Source organism: uncultured Kordia sp. (genome assembly GCF_947489565.1).
Classification (GTDB): Bacteria; Bacteroidota; Bacteroidia; order Flavobacteriales; family Flavobacteriaceae; genus Kordia.
In genome coordinates, this window is sequence record NZ_CANLEA010000028.1 from 17,409 (window position 1) to 36,115 (window position 18,707).

An 18,707-nucleotide genomic window follows, 5' to 3' on the forward strand; every position below is an offset into this window, starting at 1 on the left:
TTATGTATGCAAACAGACCAAGAATAAAAGTGCCTTTAGCACCAATTGATACTATCTTAGAAAGCACCACAGCTGCATTGCTTGTTGTTTTGTGGGTATATGTAATTGTTTCCTATGCTTCTTTGCCAGAAATTGTGCCCACACATGTCGATTTAAGTGGGCAAGTAGATGGAACAGGCAACAAGACAACGATATGGTTTTTACTTGGAATTACAACAGTTGTGACAATTGGTTTATACGCTTTAACAAAGTTTCCTCATATTCATAATTATATGGTAGAAATTACAGAAGATAATGCCGAACACAACTACCAAATGAGCAATCGTTTATTGCGCTTTGTCAATATTTTAACCTTACTTTTGCTTGCGTATGTTTGCTATTCTATCATACAAAAAGCATTTGGGAACGACTTTTTCTTAGCGTCTACAATGATGTATGTAATTATTGGATATTCCGTGGCAATGCCTATTGTTTTAATTGTATTTATGTTGAAAAATCAAAAAGCTCCAAAGTCAAAATAAGAATTATGGCAAAAAAGAAAGCCTTTGCATTACGAATCAATGAAGAGATGTTGAAAGCTATTGAAAAATGGGCTGCGGACGAGTTTCGCAGCACCAATGGACAAATAGAATGGATGCTCATGCAAACGCTAAAAAATGCAAAAAGAGCTCCTAAAAAGAAACCTGATTCCTCACAGCAACCACCTGAATAATTTTTAAGGTGCTTGCTGTATTTTTTCCTATTAATTGCATATTTCATCAATCTTAACATTAATTAACACTATAATCTGTTACGTTTTCAAAAAAATCATACTAATTGCAGCATTGAATGTAAACAGAGAAAATCATGCTTAGAAAAAATTTAGGAATTCTAGCAGCTGCACTCATCACCTTAGCAAGCTGTGGTCCTGGAAAAAACGGAACCGATACAAATAAAGATATTGTTGCTACTATTGACTTAGTCACAGTTGTAGACGATAAGGTAAAAGTAGAAGTCAATCCCGGAAAGTTTCAAACCGAAACCGCTACATTCAATATTCCTAAAACCGTTCCCGGAACCTATAGCGATGATAATTACGGAAGATATATAGACGACTTTAAAGCGTATGATTATAAAGGAAATGAAGTCACTACTACACGTATCAATCAAAATTCATGGTTAATTTCCAATGCAAAAAAAGTAGATAAAGTCTCGTATTGGGTAAACGATACGTTTGATACGGAATATGAAGACAAAGCAAAAGTCTTCTCTCCTACGGGTTCTAATATTTTAGAAAACAAAAACTTTGTATTGAATCTTCATGCATTCGTGGGTTATTTCAGCGGAAGCGAACAAAATCCATATCAAATTGTAGTACAGTATCCGAAAAACTTAGAAGGTGTTACGTCTCTTCCTAAAATAGTTGCTGAAAAAGAAAACTATAATGTAGATACTTTTGGTGCAACACGTTACGCAGAAGTAACCGACAATCCTATTATGTATTCTGAACCAGATATCGCGAGTTTTAAAGTAGGCGACATGAATATTACGCTCAGCGTATATTCGCCAACAGGCATTTATTCTGCGGAAAGTCTAAAAGAGAATATTGAAAAGATGATTATAGCACAAAAGAATTTCTTGGGTGACGTTGACGCTACAAAACAGTATACAATCTTATTGTACTTATCTACTCTTACTCAAACAGATGCTTCTGGTTTTGGTGCTTTAGAACACAATACCTCAACCACGGTAGTATTGCCTGAACAAATGCCAAAAGCTGCCATTGAAGATGCGTTGAAGGATGTAGTTTCGCATGAGTTTTTTCATATTGTGACGCCTTTAAAAGTACATTCTGAAGAAATTCACTATTTCGATTACAACAATCCTAAAATGTCTAAACACTTATGGATGTATGAAGGAGTTACAGAATATTTTGCAAATCTTTTTCAAATTAATCAAGGATTGATCGATGAAGAAGCTTTTTATGATAGAATCAACGAAAAAATTAAAGAATCGCGTTTACGCTTTAACGATGCGTTATCATTCACAGAAATGAGCGCTAATATTCTTTCGGCTGAATATAAAGATGAATACGCTAATGTATATGAAAAAGGAACCTTAATTGCTATGATGATCGATTTAACGCTTCGCGCAGAAAGCAACGGGGAAACTGGAATTTTAGATTTAATGCAAAAACTCTCTATTGCCTATGGAAGCAAAAAACCTTTTAAAGACAATGAGCTTTTTGATAAAATTATAGAATTCACAACACCTGAATTGAGAAGCGTAATAGACACGTATATTGTTGGGAATACGCCAATTCCATACAATGACTTTTTACAGAAAGTTGGGTTGGAATTAGGAGAAACGGAAGTAACAACAGGATATTTCTTAGACGGACAAGTTCCATACATTGGCGCCGATGAAAGCACGATGGAAATATTTATTCTGCCAGAAGGTCCTTTGAATTCGTTTATGACTGATTTAGGCTTGCAAAACGGAGATGTTATTGATGAAATTAATGGTGTGAAATACAATCTTAAAAATGTATACGATCTTATTGGAGCTTCGAGAGGTTGGAATGTTGGCGATCCAATTACAATGACTGTAAAGCGTAATGGAGAAGTAAAAACATTGTCTGGGAATATTACAAAACCAACTATAAAAAGCGCAGGAATCATGGTAAAAGATTTACCTGAAAACAGCAAAGAAGTACAGTTACGAAAAGCGTGGCTTAAGAATTAGATTTCTTGGGTCTTGGGTCTTGGGTCTTGGGTCTTGGGTCTTAAAAAGTACGTTTATATCAACATATTTTAAAACGTCAGATTGAGTAAAATTCTATAGAAAGTCACTCAATCTGACGCTTTTTATTTGTGATTTTATTTTTTTAGTATGTCAATAAACGGACGTGTCCTTTATATAATTTATCCACTTATTACATTACAGGTATCTCTTCCTGAGGCTCCACAATCATTATTTATATCCGTTTTTGGTTCTCCTATAGTACATGTAGTAGTGGCACAACTAGCTTGAATCGTTATGACTTCAGCACTTTGTTCTTCAGGAACATTCTCAGTACCACCTTTCAGAAAATATGCTGTTAACTTTGCTACTTTAAACTTTCTTAATTGTAGTTGTCGTCTCTCTTTTTTCATACTTTAGTATCGATTATATAAATATTCTAACTTAAAACTACATATTGAAAACGTTATTCAAAAACTTAAGAATCATTTACCTATAACAATTCCGTGAATTGTTAGTCTTTTTGTTGATCTTGTTTAACTTTTTTAATAAAATATCCAGGTTTTAATCCTGTTCGCTTTTTAAAAACTCTGTAAAAAGCTTGCGGGTTTGAAAATCCACCTTCCGTCGCAATCGCATTGATCGTATATTTTTGATACACTGGATCATGTTGAATGCGATCTATCAAATAATCTATTCGTAAGTCATTAATGTAAGTCGTAAAGTTTTTTCCTTTGTATGAATTGATGATTTTTGATAAGTATTTTGAATTGGTATTGACAATTTTTGCCACATCGCTCAAGGAAATTTGATTTTCCAAATATTGATGTGCTTTTTCAAATGTATCCAACTGCGCTAAAATCTCTTGTACAACAGCATCGTCTATATCTACCGGAACTATAAGTGTATGAGTATCTTTTACATTTATCTCTTCTTCAATACTACTATTCGATTTTTCAACAATCTCGTCATACAATTTTTTGTACTTCTTATATTTCAGTCTTGATTGATAGTAATATCCTAAAACCAAAAGCAACAAAATTGTTAGGTATATGCTTCCTTGAATAATCCAACTCTTTTCTTTTTCTACTACTGCTTTTTCTTCTTGTAATGATTGAATTAAACGATTTCTGTTTGCTACGAGTTCAAGATTATCATATTTTTTAGTCATCGTATGCGAAAGGTATTTATAATCAGCATGAATGATACTATCTAGTTTTAATAATTGATTTGTGTAGTGTAACTGAAGTTTTAGATTTCCTTTGGTTTTCGAATCTTTTATCAAATACTCGTATGATTCACGTAATGGTGGCCATAAATCATTGGCTTCTGTAAACACGGAATCTATACGTTCAAAATAGTGCAGTGCTTTTTCCTTTTTCCCTAATGCATGATAACTTTTTGCCAAATAAAAATCGGCTACCACTTTGCTTTGTGCTGATAAATGCGGCGTTGCTTTTTGTATGCTATCTATAGAAGCTTGATATTCACCCTTAATATTCAGGTTGATTCCTTCATTGACAACAAAAAAATAAAATAATTTCTGCAAATTATGTTCTAACGCTAAGGAAACGCCTTTTGTATTGATTGCTGAACATTTGGCTACTTGTCCAGATTCATAATACACCGAAGACAATTGAAACAAATTATGCAATTGCCCAACTACATACATTTTATCCTGATTTTCATTATAGGCAATACATTCTTTAAACAGCGTTTCTGCTTCTGTGTAGTTGCCTAAAATTCGTTTTAGAGAAGCAATATTATATTTAATATCATACTTATAAGCATCATTCTCATGCAGTTTTGCTTTTGATTCTGCTATTATATAATTATCCAAAGCTTCTTGATAATCGCGTTGTGAGAATAAAACACTTCCTTTTGCTATATAAGCTAGCATTGGAAAATCGCCAATCTTTTTTAAATCTTTGGTATAAAAAATAGTGCTATCTAAATAGTGAATTCGAGTAGTAGCATCAGGTGCTTTTAATCCTAAAATATAATAAGCTCGCCCAATTAATAGTTTTCTTTGGGCTTTTTTCACTTTTATTAGGTAATGCTCCACATCTGTTTTAAGATGCTCAAAACTGATATTTTTTCGATACATTTTTTCCGTCAACATTTCTATCTCATTCTGCAATGCATCATTCTTTTGTCCATAGGCAGAAATCATCACAAAAAACAAACAAAAATATATAATCAATTTTTTCATTGAGCGAATCACGTTTCTAACAAATATAGTCCAAATGTATCTGCCGCTCTTTCAATTTTTAGGTGAAATTTTTCATAATTCACTGAATTCTAATCACAATTCAAGGAATTGATATAGGTGTTTATTGACTCTACTTATTTTTAGCTATTTATTTGTTACTGAATTTATTACACACAAAAACTTATACAATTATGAAAAAACAGGATTTAAAAAATTTGAAATTAAACAAGAAATCAATCTCTAACTTCAATCAAAGTAAGATTGTTGGTGCAGCGCCAAACACAAAAACATATTGCAATTGTGGACAAGCACCAGATCATCCCTTAACTATTGAAACTATTTGTTGGGGACCTTCTGGAATGATGCAATGTGGAGGTTCATACTAACTCGTTTAATCAAAATAGTCGGAAATAGTATTCCGGCTATTTGATTTTTGAATATTTTAGAAAATGATTTCATTATATCTTCTTAAAAATTATCCATCTTTTTAGAATAGAAATATAGTTTTAGCATTTAAAATTCATCATTTAACATTTATAATTTCAATTTTTGGTATTTTGCAGCATAAACCATCCGACTATGTTCAAAAAAGCCACTGCTTTCGTTCTATTTTTTATTTCATTCACCATGTTTTCGCAACAGCTTACGGTGGGAAGTGTAGAAGGCAAACAACAAAACTTCAATACAAAAATTACCATTGACTCGCTTGATTTTACAGGATTTGAACTTAAAATAAAAGTCATTGATACCTTTGCAGATCTTGCCAGTATTGAAAACATTAAAAATATCAACAAAGATTTTCTTAAGAACGGTGATTTTAGGTTTGATATAAAAAATTCTGAAGCAATTATTTCGTATCGCGGTTTTGCTAAAACTAGTACAAAGAAGCCTTTAGCGCTTTTTGATCTTCAAAGTAGTCCTAAAAAAGGGTTTTCAGAATTTATTTTCCAAGTCACAGAAGCTACATTTTATGATGGAAATCAAGCAATTCCAATTCCGAAAGACAAACAAAAAGTAAAGGTTACCATTATTTATGCAAAACCATTTTTTACTAGTGACAAAGTTGTATTTGGAATTTTAATGTTGCTACTAGGATTTGTCTTTTATTCAGAAGCCAGCAAAAATGCTACTTGGAAAAAGTTTTATAAATATATTCCTGCTTTATTAATTTGCTATTTATTACCGGCAATTTTAAGTTCTTGCGGAATCATTTCAGATCATTATTCAAGTGCATATCTCATTGCAAGTCGCTTCTTATTACCTGCGGCATTAATTTTAATGACTTTAAGTATCGATCTAAAAGGTGTCTTTAATTTAGGACCAAAAGCCTTAATTATGTTCTTTACAGGAACTGTCGGAATTATTATTGGAGGTCCATTGGCTATTTTATTAATCTCTATAGTTTCTCCAGAAACTGTTGGTGGCGCAGGTCCAGATGCTGTTTGGCGTGGATTGTCAACCTTGGCGGGAAGCTGGATTGGTGGTGGAGCCAATCAGGCAGCGATGTTAGAAATTTTTGAATATAGTCAAGATAAATACGGTGCGATGGTATTAGTTGATATTGTCGTGGCAAATTTATGGATGGGTATTTTACTTTTTGGAATTGGAAAATCGAAAAAAATTGATGAAAAATTGAAAGCCGATAACTCTGCCATAGAAAGCTTAAAAGAACGTGTTTCTTCGTTTACAGATAAAATTAAAAGGAATCCTACGCTAACAGAATTGATGATTATTCTTGCCTTAGCGTTTGGAGGTGTTTCCTTAGCGCACTTTGGCGCCGGTATGATTACCGACTATTTGAATCAATTTGATATTGTAAAAAATGATGATGGCGCCTTGTCCTTTTTAGGTTCTTCTTTCTTCTGGATGATTACCATTGCAACTGCCTTCGGAATTATGCTTTCATATACCAAAGCAAAAAACTATGAAGGAGCTGGCGCAAGTAAAATTGGAAGTATTTTTATTTACATTTTAGTGGCTTCTATCGGAATGAAAATGAACTTGACAGAAGTATGGAAAAATCCAGGATTGATTGCTGTCGGATTGGTGTGGATGTCCATTCATGCAGGTTTATTGATTTTGGTTGCAAAACTCATTCGTGCACCATATTTTTTCTTGGCTGTAGGAAGTCAGGCAAACGTTGGTGGAGCTGCTTCAGCACCAATTGTTGCATCCGCATTTCATCCGTCATTAACGTCGGTTGGTGTATTGTTAGCTGTGTTTGGATATGTAGTAGGAACCTATGGAGCAATTTTGTGTACAATTTTGATGCAAATGGCTTCAAAAGTTGCTTAAAATTGTAGATATTTGCCTTCTTTAAAATTCAATATGATGTTCAAAAAATGTATGCTTGTCCTAGTAATTTTAGGATGTATTGCTTGTGGAAATGATAAAAAAGGAAACTTAACGATTTCTGGAAATATAGATGGTTTAAAAGAAGGAACCTTATTTCTGCAAAAAATACAAGATACGACCTTGGTAACAATAGATTCTCTTGTGGTGAATGGTGATGCTCATTTTACCTTTAACACTACAATTGAAGAACCTGAAGTATTGTATTTCTATTTGTCAAAAAAAGATTTTAATGATTTGAATGATCGTGTGGAATTCTTTGCTGAACCTGGCGAAATGACTTTTAATACGACCTTACGTAGGTTTGTAAAGGATGCGAAAGTTACGGGTTCCAACAATCAGAAAGATTTAGTGACTTTTAAAGAATATATGACCAAGTACAACACCAGAGAATTGATGTTGTTACGTGACGGAATGGACGCTCAGAAAGAAGAAGACACAAAAACAGTCATAGAAATCAATGATAAAATTGCGCGTTATGCGAAAAGTCGTATGCAGTATATTTTGAATTATGCGATTACGAATGGTGACAAAGAAATTTCACCATATGTAGTTACTACAGAAACTTACGATGCCAATTCGCGCTTTTTAGATACTATCTACAAACGCTTGACGCCAAAGATTGCAGCTTCTAAGTATGGAAAAAAATTAAAAGATTTGGTAGAGAAACGTAAAGTTGAAGAAACGAAGTAGTTTTTTAGACTTTGTTAGACTTTGTTAGACTTGTTAGACTTGTTAGACTTGTTAGACTTGTTAGAATATTAGATTTTTAGAATCTTTATTTAATAGGAATTGCTAGCGTCTGATCGAGTGGATTTGTGCAACAAATTTGTATCGAGATCTGCTCAAAAACTAAAATTTACTTTTAAGTAATTCATTTCGTCACCTTGAACTTGATTCATGGTCGCATAATTTATTTCGTTATTTCATTGCTTTATGTGATGCTGAATCAAGTTCAGCATGACGTTTTTTAGACTTGTTAGATATTTGTCACATACTATTTCTATATAAACATAAAAAAATCCCAGCTTCTTAATTAAAGTTGTTTTTTTTTATGCTTTTATTTTTAGATCTACTCACAAATTTCGTCAAGCCATTTGTCATCTATTTTGCCATTAGTAATGTGAAATACAGCGCCAAATGGACAGCCTTTTACACCTGTAGAATCTACTAGATATCTGTAATCAAATCCCATGTCAATAGGTTCTCCTAGTATTTTTTTGACATACGAAGTATCTGATTCCAATTTTACAAGTTCCACTACCTTGCTGAGACTTTTGTAGTCTTTATATTTTTGGTAATGGTCTCCATACGTTTCAATTTCTGATTTCTGTGCACATCCAACTATCAATACTAATACAATAGTGATTGCAATATAATTATTTGTTTTCCTCATCATAGTTATATATTAATCCCATACTTTTCAAAAAGCTCTTTAAAAGATGCTGACCAAATTCCATCATCCCAATTTTTTTGAGATGCGGATAATATTCTTTCTATTTCTTTATGCAATGATTTGTCTTTAAAAGAAAGTAAGGTTCTTGTCAAATGAAATGTTTCAAAAGGATAGGTCTTCTTCTCTAGTCGAGTCATTAAAGGTTGTTTTGCTGCTTCAATTTTATCTTCTATAATGAATTCTAAGAACACAACTAAATGAATAAATTCTGCTTTTGACACATTATAAACACATATTTCTGGCATTCTTTCTGGTTGATATTTTTTTATGTTTTTTAGCAGTAATGGCAACACCGAATCTTTACTTGAAAACGACAGATAATCATCTAAAAAATTATTTCCGTTATCAGTCAGTAATCCATCTATAAAGTAAGGTAATGACTCTTTTGGTGCAATTTTTAATAACTTTTTTGCGTGGTTAAAATTGATCAATTTAGTATCTGCAAAGATTTCTAGGGTTAGTTTTTTGTATTTCGGACAATACAATTCAATGATAGCTTCGGCTAAGCTTGTAATCCCTTTTCTTTCCTCTTTTATGAATGTTTTATAAATACTTCTTAATGTTTGTGTTGCTTCCTCATTTTGAAACGCTGCAATAGCTTTAAAATAGTCTAAAGAGTTTGCTGTGGTTTTGTGTTTCATTAAAAAATTCCAAAACCTAGGATTCGGAAAATGTGACATTGCTTTAAAAGCGACTGTTCCTTTTTCTAAGATGATATCAATATCGCTTTCTTTTTGATACTTTGCCAATTCAGCTAATGCACCTACATTACCATCTTCCAAAGCAAGTGATTTTATAATGGCATAATTTTCAGGATTCGCTTGGTTATTTTCAAGTGCAATTCTTAGTAAAAAAGTTTGCTCTCTTTTTCTGAGTATGATCTTATCAAATTTTTGAATCTGTTCTTTATAATATTTTTTATCTGCTTCAGTTACTGCAATTTCATGACTCGGATATACTATATGTGAATATAATGTCCAAGCTAAAAGATCTTCTGAAATAATACAACCACGCTGCGTTTGCACAAATTCTTTAGTATTTAGAAATGTATTAAAAACTGAAACAAGTTTATGATATTTTTTGTCAGCCAACGCCCAAGCTGCATATCCTTTTACAATAGGGTTTTCATGTTGAAGCAATGTCAAAAGTTCTTTTTCTGTAGTTGTTTTTTTAAGTTTCTCAAATCTGGAATATTGACTGGATGACATTCCTCCAAAACCTATGCGCGGACCTTCTAACTGTTTTCCTTTGGAAATAGCTTCTGTTATTTTTTTGATTTCAGGACGTATATTTTGACCAAATGTTTGGGTACTTACTAGTAATAAGAATAGATATAATACAACTTTTCTATCGGTTAGCTTCATATTAAAAAGGTTCGTTGTTATTATATGTAACGGTATATATGGAATAAAAGTTTATTTAGTTTCCATAAAATTTATTCTCTTAGTGTATCATTTACTATTTTTAAAACGATTCCTGTCGCTACAATACGGTATCCTTCTCGAAGTTCAAAATGCATTCTTGTTTTTAATTGTTTTTCAAAAAATTGAGGTGATAGCATTATAATTTCTACCACGATAGTTTCTCCGGGATAAACAGTATCTTTTCCTATAAAATTTTGCATCCCAGAAATCATTTGTTTTGAAAAAGGAAATTTTATTTGCGGTCTGTATCCAGAACTAGCTGGTGTACTTCTTCCTCCTTCTTCAGTAGTTATATAATGAACTTGTGCTATAAAATCTGGTGAAAATTGCTTTTCTTCCATCGATAAATTCAATTACAATTTATCCAAAACTTTCAAAATTTCGCGCTTAAATTTTTCGGTTTCTAGCGGACTGTGTTTGTATCGATAATGTTCTAATGTTTTGCGTGTTTTCTTTTCATTATCAATCAAAATAAGATTCACGACGCCTCTTTCTATTTCGCCAAAATAACCGTTGGTACTTATCAATATGCTGTATCTTTTTCCTGCGGTCAAAATTTCTGCTGGTGCTTTTTTCTTTTTGTAATTGAGTTCGGTTTCTAACACTTTATTAATCGTATACGAACCTTTGTATAAAAATGGCACCTCAACATACGGCTGGTCTGGGAACTTTATTCGGATGGCTTGTAATGCCAGTTTTCGTAGTTCTTCACGTTTTTCAGGATGTTTTAAGAATTTCCCACTTTTCTTCTCACTCAATTCGATGTTGGGCGTGATGATTTGTATATCGTTTTTATCGATTTTTAAGTTTTTGGTGAGATTTGGATTTCCCGCTACTTCATTTTTTGTAGTTGCACAACTCACAAAACAAAGTATTAATAATAATTTGATGGTTATTTTCATAGTATATTTTTAATTGGTTTGAGAAGGTTTTCTATTTTCAAAAAAGCTCGGATGAAACTTTGCTGTATCATCTTTTTTCATAATATTTTCAGCGAAACTTTTCGGATCAAACGTATCGTCTTTATGTAGTATTTTTAGAATTTGCTGTTCCACTTCTGCTGCTGTCATTTTCAGTTTTGCAGTATCAATTCCTGCTTTTTCTAAAATACTGATATATCCATAATCGCCGACATCGATGCTCCAATCTTTCCAGACGTTTGCAAGTTTTTCTTTGAAACCTCCATGCACATAATTAATAATGAGTTTCCGCTGATCGCAATCGATTACCATCACATCTTGCACATCTTTTTCGAAGTGCTCAGAGATATCAAAGGTTGGTCGTTGGTTTAGTATTTCTAAAATTTGAGTTCCAAAAAATATAAATTCTTGCACATCATAATCATACGAACATTTTACTTGAACGTTTCCGTCTTTTATATAAACAATAATACAAGTTTCATAGTCATCAACCTCTTCATTCTTGAAATCTTCCAAGGTAACGTCATATTCATAATCGTACTCTTGTTCAATGGCATATTGAATATTCATTTTTGCTTCAATATCATACATTTCTTGTACTGCATACTGCACGCTCCAACCTTTCCATAGTTGCTTTAATAATTCCATATAGCGCCTTCTGACGGAAGTCAAAGTTAAATCCTCACCTTCCCAAAAAAGCAATGATTTTGTGTCTATATCAATGTGTACACAAGATTCTATCCAAGGTTCGCTGGTTAGATAGGTTCTTTTTTCAAATCCTTGTATGAACTCGATATATTTTTCGGGTCCCAACATTAAATCATCTGCAACATGAATTGATCGCCAATGTGTATAGTAGATTTGAGTTTTGGCATTCGATTTTATAACATAGTTTCCGCGTTGTCCCATACATGTTTAGTAAGTCATTTGAGTAAATTTACAAATTACATTTTCAATTCTTAAGAAAGTACGTGTCAAAAACTTAAAGATTCTGCTCTTCAATGTGATGAATTATAATATCAAAAAAAAAGAGATGGCGTAAAACCATCTCTTTTCTTTTATATATTGATTAGAGTTTTTCTAATTGAGTCCATCCATAAATTCTAGCTTGACTTTTGCTTTTTGTTCAGTATCAAAATACAATTCGTTTCCTTTAGCTAAGGCAATCTTTGTTGATTTTCCTGCAGCTAAACTTCTAGTTTTGATCACTTTTCCATCGCGTTGAATGCGAATTGAAAATTCATTTTGACCAATGTTTTTAATAAGTGCAATGCTATTTCCATCTTTATACGGATTGATAGCGCCATCTTGCCCAATGCCTTTTCCGGTCATTAACATGCTTTGAGATGGATTGATTTCAAAAACTGTTTTGTCTTTTTGTGCATACGATTGTAAAGCAAACAGCATCGCCAAAAGGAATATATATTTTTTCATTTGTGAATGATTAAATTGTGATTTCGTTTTCTGATTGTAAGATACAATATATTTAAAGTTTTTAAAAAAAAGTCGCTCTAGACATTTGACAACTCCGATAAGTTTATCAAAATCTACGTTCAATTGATTGTTTTACATTTCTAAAGGGCCAAATGGTGGTTTCCAAGTCTTTTTTTCCATAATGGCTTTGACTTCATCATACGAAAGCGGATAAAAGTCATGACAATCCACACCAATGTCAAAACAGTAGCGATCTTCCAAATCGGGTAAGTTTCCATGACTATGTCCGTACAAATGCCAAGTTCCTCTATAATCACCACGCCAAACGCGCATTGCATAATGAAATAAAATGATGCGTTGTACTCCATTTTTGCAGCTATCATCTTTTACTTTGAGTTCAAAATAATCTTTGATCCACTTGAATTTTTTTCGGTGATTGAGTGCTGCTCCTTCATGATTTCCAACAATTAAATAGATGGTTCCGTTCAAGCGATCTAAGATGTCTAAAATCATTTCGCGATCTTTTGTCATTCCAAAATCACCCAAATGATAAACCTCATCTTCTGGACTAATTTTTTCGTTCCAACGTTGAATTAAGACTTCGTTCATTTCTTCAACCGTTTCAAAAGGTCGATCGCAAAATTTTATCACATTGGTATGTCCAAAATGATGATCAGAAGTAAAAAATAATTTCGACATGATCGTTTTCTGTTTTTATTAAGAACACGAAACTACTAAAATTTGTTAATTATTAAGGTGTTGGAAACTCATGAATTCTTTTGAAGGTTCTCGTTACCAAACTATCCGAATTTAATAATTTTAAGGTAATGGAATTTTCTTCAAATTGAATGTTCCAAAAGCTTCGTTTTAGTTCTTTGTTATATGGAATCAATTGAACTTCTGATTTGTGTCCGTGTGCATTGTAGATTCCGCTTATACTGCCATTTCCAGTTCTAATTCTAAAACGTTTGTCCCATCCGAAATAAAGAGAAGTATTTGATGTTTCTGAATTGGAAAAATAGTCTTCTTTCCCAACAGCCTTTTCTAGTTTCCATAAACCCAATAGTTGATCGCCATAGGTTGTGGGAAGTGTTTCTATTCTTTGTAAATGAACGGTAATGGTTTCGCCTTCTTCTTCTCTACTCCAAGTCATTTTATTTTGGTTGATTTTTATTTGAAACGGATCTGCCAGATCTTTTAAACCATTTGTATTTACAATTGATAATTCGTTTGTTGTTTCATTCAAATTCCACGTTCCAATTGAATGTTGAAACCAACCATTGCCTGATTGTTGTGTTGCATCTGCATTGAATTGAACCCAACGTGCATTTGGAGTCATTTCGTTTTTGCCTGCAGTTACGGAAGTCACATGCCAAAGCCCTTCAATAGATGATGTTGGTTTGTTTTCGCAACTTGTTAAAAAAATAATGCCTAAAAATAGTAGTGTATAAACGGTTTTCATGGTATGAGATATTGGTTTAGTTTGTTTTTATTGCACCAATAATTACGCCAAAATTACCATCCATTTGTTCGTATTTTTTTTCTGGAAGATAAGTTTTAGAGACAAATCCGTCAAGGTATAAAGCATTTTGACAACCATTTTCCTTAAAATAAGTAGCAAAGTCGTAGAAGTTGATTTTCTCTTTGCTCATGGCAAATAACAAATTTCCGTTGGGCAATACACCTACACCATTCCGAATATTGAGGTTTTTAGAGCCTTTGGTGAGTTTTGCATGAAGCTTCCCATCAATTACTAACATTGGACCAGATTGAGTAGCATATTTTATACTTCTTATCGCAGTATTTAAAGAATCTGTAATGCAAATAGTGGCAACATTATCTTTTGTAATATAAAAAATACCATTCGGTTGTAAATAGAAGTTTCCGTATCCTTCTTCCTTACGATCTAATGGCGCTAGGATTTTTCCTTTTTCAATGTATAAACCTTGTGGCGATTGATCTTTTTTATACATGCCGCCATTCATTGCAAAGATGAGTTCTTGCTTGTTGGCTTGAAGCTGCGTTTTTAGATTTTTAGCATTTCCATAGATTTGTCCCTGCTCATTTTTCCAGTAGAAATGTAATTGAGCCTTTTTTGGATTGACTTCGTATGCTAGAATTCGGGTAGTATCATATTGTTTTTTGGGTGATTCTTTTGTGCAAGAAATAATACCTGTAGAGATTGTAAGAAGTATTAAATATAGTTTTTTGAAGGTCATCTGATGGTTTTACTACTTTTAAAGATATAAAAAGTCATCAAAATAAGTTCCTACCTACACAAGAATGGCTCAGTATAAAAACAAAAACTGCAACTAATCAATCTATTCAAAGAACTACTTTATCAGAAACTTTAACCGTACAATTTCGCCTTCTCTATCGTTTTTCAAACTTCCAATTTCATGATCAAATAATCCATTTAAATTATTTCCTGAAGGATCTGCTAGTCTTGAATTTACAGTAATGAAATACGTTCCTTTTTTCCATGTTTTTTCAGGAATGAAACTCCATGTTTTTTCTTGGTTTTCAATTTGCATTTTCCCTCTGATCAGTTTGTTTTCTGCATTGAAAATTTGAATTCGTGTTTGTAAAGACATTTTATCCACCGTATCAAAAAAGTGTAGTTTTAGTGGTTTCATACTTTCTATCACTGGAATTTCTATTTTCCAAATTGTAGTATCAGGTGCTATAGTATCTGCGGAAAATACCGAAAAGGCTTTCATATATGGTTTTTCTAATTTTTCACCATAAATATCTTCCAAATTATCAATGACAAGTGTAAAAGTTTTGTTAGGTGTTAAGGCACGTCCAAGAGTTTCATTAGCTATCAAACCTGTTTTCACTCTTGCTGGATCAAAAATTATTGTGAGTTGCGTTTGTGATGCATCCCAAAGTTCATGTACATTATTAAAAATAGCACCTTTTACTTCTTTTCCATTTTCATCTATTAATTTTATGTTTTCTAAATTCCCAATAGTTTTCATAGGTTGTGAAAACTGTATATACATCCGCAACAAATTTTCGGGCAACTTATTAGCACTCGGAAATATAGCCGTTACTTTAGGCAATTCTGAATTCTCTCTGGGAAGCGAAAAGTCTTTTTTGAATTGTTCAAACACAAATACATAATTTCTAGTTTGAAGTAAGGGAAATTGCGGTATAAATACTAGATCATTTTCTGCTTTGTAGAAATTTCCATGAATCGGTATACGATCTGTTTTGTCAAAAACAAAAATAGAAGCATCAATACTATTCGCTTGCCAATTGTGAAATGTAACACTATTTTTTTCCACAGAAATAGAGTCCATTTGAGCAAATACACTATTCCATATACATACTAAACTCAGTATAAAAAATTGTAGTTTCATCTTTGTATTGAAAGTGAGAGCAGTTATAACACTGCCCTCTTTTTAATATTTATTATTTTTCTTTAATCAGCTCAGGAAAGCCTTCCATTGGTTTTACCATATTGTGAAAATCTTTCCAAACTTTTCCACCTTCTGTGTATTTATAATCTGGAAATTCATATTCACTATCAAAGTTGCTTAGTCTAAAGTATGCTCCTTTTAACTCAGAAAGTAAATCAACACTACCTGAATCTATATTTCTTTGTAAAGTAGTTAACATCATCTGATTTTGTTCGGCAACTTGCATCGTTCCAGACATCGGCACGGGAAATATTTTCACTCCTTCTGGCCCCATAGAAAAACCTTCTAACCCCTTTCCTTTGTTAGCTTCTGCGAAATCTTTTAAGGAAATTAAACTCGCACTACGCTCTTTGTTGATGATTAATAGTTTTTTATCAAATGACCCATCTTGTTCTTGCGCTGTAAACGTAATCATATCAATTGGTGTATTTCCATACCCTAATTCTGCAATTGTTTTGGCTTTTACATGATTGCCTTCTTTGATTTCTGAAGTTGGAATGCTTACCAAAGGCGTACAGGTATAAGCTGCAATTAATGTTGATTCTCCATTGATTTCCTCAAATGCCATCGTTCTAATAGGTGCTCTGGTTTCTTTTTGAAGATGTACTGCATGATACATTTCTATTCCAGAAACAGTTTCTTGTTTGTTAGAAAACGGATATGCAATTTTTCGCAAAGTAGAAGCAAATTCACCATTGGTCAACCCAGCTACATAAATATATCCGTCATGATAATCGATATCTGTAATGTTGAGTCGACTTGATGGTCTTTTATAAATTTCAAACGCATCGGTTCTAATGTTTTTAACTTGCACTTGCGTTTTTTTGCTTAGATCAATTAAACGCACATTACTATCTGCAGGGCTTACTGCTACAATTACTGCTGGTGCATCTGGTGCAAAACCTCTTTGAACAGCAATATAGGCTTCTTGACTTACAGGATGTATTTGCATGTCATTGAAAATTAAATCGGAAGTTGATACTCCTAATTTTTTAGCAATTATTCTATCTACTCCTTTTAGGTTGAATGATATTGGATCTTTTAAGACTTTTGCTTGGGTTTCAATAGCATATATAACACCTGCTTTACTATCTCCTACAAATAATACATTATTAGGACCGAATGTCATAACAGAAGCTCCTGGCAATAGTGTTTGTAAGCTATTAGTCGTTACTAAAGCTTCACTAGATGCTCCTTTTTTCATTACATTTTGTTGTGCTTTACAGCTATACATACATAGTACTGCTAGCAAGATGATTGATAGGTTTTTTATTGTTTTCATTTTTTAAATTATTTAATGTTTGAATTTCTATTGTTTTTATGATTAAAATTTATAACTCAGTGTTGGAGCGAAATGGAAAATATTTTCGGATGCTTCACTCGTTTTTTGGAATTTACCAGCAATAAAGTAGCTGATATCCAAATCGAACGAAAGATGTTTGTTGAATTCGTATGATGCTTTGAATCCAAATTGACTTCCTAAGTCTTTTTCTCCAGATCCGTTGGCTGGCTGATTTAAAAATCGAGGTGGTTGATATAGTCCATCATTTTTTGAAGCTCTCCAAAAGAATGCCCACTCTGTATATAGCATTAGTTTTTCTGTAGGTTTTACAGAAATTGAAGGATGCACAGATAACAAGTTGATAGGTGTGATTGTAGCAGCTAGACTATAATATGCTGGATTTACAAATAGTGGATTGAATGAATTTATTTTTCCATCACCTCTATTTTTATCTCCACTTGTGTATTCTAATTTTAGCCCTGGATTCCATAACCAAATTGTATTGATGAGTTTGTAATGCCAGTCAGTTTCAATATTAAAGGCATTTATATCTGCATTCCCCAATTCTCCAAATTGATAGATGATCTCTGTATTGTACTGAAAACGCTTGCCTAGTTTTCCAAAACGTCTCAAACCTATAGAATGTCTATTTTCCTTTCCTAAAACATCATTGAATCTTGCATTCTGGTTTTGATATCCTATGTAAAATACTTCATTTAAACCTGTAAAACCTTTTATTTTGAACTGACTGTAGACTCCCCAAAGTTTTGGGTTTATAGCATCATCGTCAAAAAGGGTAAATTTATTATCAAAAGCTTCAAACGTTGGACGTACTTCATGCCCATAAAATGCTTGAATATTGGTTTGCCCATGCTTATAAACAAATCTAGCAGCATCAAAAGTTCTTCGAATGTTTGGACCTTCTCTAAAACCTATTAATCGTGCTGATCCATAGGCAAGTTCTTGCCGTCCTAAGACTATAGATGCATTGTTATTGTTTTTTAATGGCAGCTTAAATTCTATGAAAGCTTGGTGAATATCCACCTCATCATATTCTACAAATTCTTTTTCATGACTTGTGTACCCATGATACAATTCCCCGAAAACGCGAACATATTTTCCGAATACTAAATTGGCATGAAATGCTAGTCGTTGCGAATAAAAATTTTGATCTTCTTCAGCATTCCATAATCTATTAGAATAGTGTTCGAAACGTGGTCTAAACTGTCCTCCAAAAGATACATAAATGCTCTTTTGATCATTCAATGCTATAAATTTAATTGCATCAAATGCACCTTTTTTAAATTCATTTTGATCTTTATCTTTTAAATATTCATAATTTTCGGTAGCTCTGAACAGGCTATATGCTGGAGCTTCTTTTTTTTCGATCGCCTCTTGCCCAAATACATATTGAAGACAAAACATGACAATGAATAGGCTGATTTTTTTAGTTTTCATTTTATTTGTTTTAAACTAATGTT

At 32.7% G+C, this 18,707-nt stretch carries 20 protein-coding genes; 6 read left to right on the forward strand and 14 right to left on the reverse strand.

The genetic code is table 11. The features are described from left to right. Positions 1-2: 2 nt before the first annotated feature. The 3 genes from Q0845_RS25165 (at position 3) to Q0845_RS25175 (ending at position 2,724) form a co-directional block, all read left to right on the forward strand. Complete coding sequence (locus tag Q0845_RS25165; RefSeq protein WP_298519948.1) at positions 3-521, forward strand: DUF1648 domain-containing protein; 519 nt, start codon at positions 3-5, stop codon at positions 519-521. Positions 522-526: 5 nt separating this feature from the next. Beyond that, positions 527-712 carry an Arc family DNA-binding protein gene (locus Q0845_RS25170; protein WP_298519950.1) on the forward strand — a complete coding sequence of 62 codons (186 nt, stop codon included), beginning with the start codon at positions 527-529 and terminating at the stop codon, positions 710-712. 134 nt (positions 713-846) lie between these two features. Beyond that, positions 847-2,724 carry a peptidase M61 gene (locus Q0845_RS25175; protein WP_298519953.1) on the forward strand — a complete coding sequence of 626 codons (1,878 nt, stop codon included), beginning with the start codon at positions 847-849 and terminating at the stop codon, positions 2,722-2,724. Between the two features lie 179 nt (positions 2,725-2,903). Here the strand turns inward: Q0845_RS25175 and Q0845_RS25180 are convergent, their stop codons facing one another. Beyond that, on the reverse strand, positions 2,904-3,134 hold the full coding sequence (locus Q0845_RS25180; RefSeq protein WP_298519955.1) for a hypothetical protein: 231 nt from the start codon (positions 3,132-3,134) through the stop codon (positions 2,904-2,906). A gap of 101 nt (positions 3,135-3,235) precedes the next feature. Continuing rightward, the gene (locus tag Q0845_RS25185) at positions 3,236-4,933 is read right to left on the reverse strand and encodes a helix-turn-helix domain-containing protein (protein WP_298519958.1); all 1,698 of its coding nucleotides are present in this window, start codon (positions 4,931-4,933) and stop codon (positions 3,236-3,238) included. 191 nt (positions 4,934-5,124) lie between these two features. Here Q0845_RS25185 and Q0845_RS25190 point away from each other — a divergent pair, with 191 nt between their 5' ends. The 3 genes from Q0845_RS25190 to Q0845_RS25200 all read left to right on the forward strand — a co-directional run bounded on the left by Q0845_RS25190 (position 5,125) and on the right by Q0845_RS25200 (position 7,978). Beyond that, on the forward strand, positions 5,125-5,319 hold the full coding sequence (locus Q0845_RS25190) for a hypothetical protein (protein WP_298519960.1): 195 nt from the start codon (positions 5,125-5,127) through the stop codon (positions 5,317-5,319). 643 nt (positions 5,320-5,962) lie between these two features. Continuing rightward, positions 5,963-7,228 (forward strand): DUF819 family protein, encoded by a 1,266-nt coding sequence (locus Q0845_RS25195; RefSeq protein ID WP_298520058.1) that lies wholly within the window; start codon positions 5,963-5,965, stop codon positions 7,226-7,228. 51 nt (positions 7,229-7,279) lie between these two features. Continuing rightward, positions 7,280-7,978, forward strand: coding sequence for a DUF4369 domain-containing protein (locus Q0845_RS25200; RefSeq protein WP_298519963.1), 699 nt, complete (start codon positions 7,280-7,282; stop codon positions 7,976-7,978). A gap of 379 nt (positions 7,979-8,357) precedes the next feature. Here Q0845_RS25200 and Q0845_RS25205 read toward each other — a convergent pair whose 3' ends face one another. From Q0845_RS25205 to Q0845_RS25260, 12 genes are all read right to left on the reverse strand, one after another. Next, entirely contained in the window at positions 8,358-8,684 is a 327-nt protein-coding gene (locus tag Q0845_RS25205; RefSeq protein WP_298519966.1) for a hypothetical protein, read from the reverse strand. Positions 8,685-8,686: 2 nt separating this feature from the next. Then, entirely contained in the window at positions 8,687-10,105 is a 1,419-nt protein-coding gene (locus Q0845_RS25210; RefSeq protein ID WP_298519969.1) for a hypothetical protein, read from the reverse strand. A gap of 71 nt (positions 10,106-10,176) precedes the next feature. Beyond that, the gene (locus tag Q0845_RS25215; protein WP_298519972.1) at positions 10,177-10,506 is read right to left on the reverse strand and encodes a hypothetical protein; all 330 of its coding nucleotides are present in this window, start codon (positions 10,504-10,506) and stop codon (positions 10,177-10,179) included. A 12-nt stretch (positions 10,507-10,518) separates the two neighbouring features. Further along, on the reverse strand, positions 10,519-11,067 hold the full coding sequence (locus Q0845_RS25220) for a hypothetical protein (RefSeq protein ID WP_298519975.1): 549 nt from the start codon (positions 11,065-11,067) through the stop codon (positions 10,519-10,521). 9 nt (positions 11,068-11,076) lie between these two features. Further along, positions 11,077-11,994: a hypothetical protein gene (locus Q0845_RS25225; protein ID WP_298519978.1), complete on the reverse strand. Its 918-nt coding sequence runs from the start codon at positions 11,992-11,994 to the stop codon at positions 11,077-11,079. Positions 11,995-12,165: 171 nt separating this feature from the next. Further along, positions 12,166-12,519 carry a hypothetical protein gene (locus Q0845_RS25230; protein ID WP_298519981.1) on the reverse strand — a complete coding sequence of 118 codons (354 nt, stop codon included), beginning with the start codon at positions 12,517-12,519 and terminating at the stop codon, positions 12,166-12,168. A gap of 132 nt (positions 12,520-12,651) precedes the next feature. Beyond that, positions 12,652-13,218 carry a metallophosphoesterase gene (locus Q0845_RS25235; RefSeq protein WP_298519983.1) on the reverse strand — a complete coding sequence of 189 codons (567 nt, stop codon included), beginning with the start codon at positions 13,216-13,218 and terminating at the stop codon, positions 12,652-12,654. A gap of 52 nt (positions 13,219-13,270) precedes the next feature. Continuing rightward, positions 13,271-13,981, reverse strand: coding sequence for a hypothetical protein (locus Q0845_RS25240; RefSeq protein ID WP_298519986.1), 711 nt, complete (start codon positions 13,979-13,981; stop codon positions 13,271-13,273). A 16-nt stretch (positions 13,982-13,997) separates the two neighbouring features. Beyond that, positions 13,998-14,738, reverse strand: coding sequence for a phosphodiester glycosidase family protein (locus Q0845_RS25245; protein ID WP_298519989.1), 741 nt, complete (start codon positions 14,736-14,738; stop codon positions 13,998-14,000). A gap of 114 nt (positions 14,739-14,852) precedes the next feature. Next, a complete protein-coding gene (locus tag Q0845_RS25250) occupies positions 14,853-15,884 on the reverse strand; it encodes a hypothetical protein (protein ID WP_298519993.1) in 1,032 nt (343 codons plus the stop codon). 52 nt (positions 15,885-15,936) lie between these two features. After that, positions 15,937-17,226 (reverse strand): hypothetical protein, encoded by a 1,290-nt coding sequence (locus tag Q0845_RS25255; protein WP_298519996.1) that lies wholly within the window; start codon positions 17,224-17,226, stop codon positions 15,937-15,939. Positions 17,227-17,268: 42 nt separating this feature from the next. Next, entirely contained in the window at positions 17,269-18,684 is a 1,416-nt protein-coding gene (locus Q0845_RS25260) for an alginate export family protein (protein WP_298519999.1), read from the reverse strand. Between the last annotated feature and the right edge of the window lie 23 nt (positions 18,685-18,707).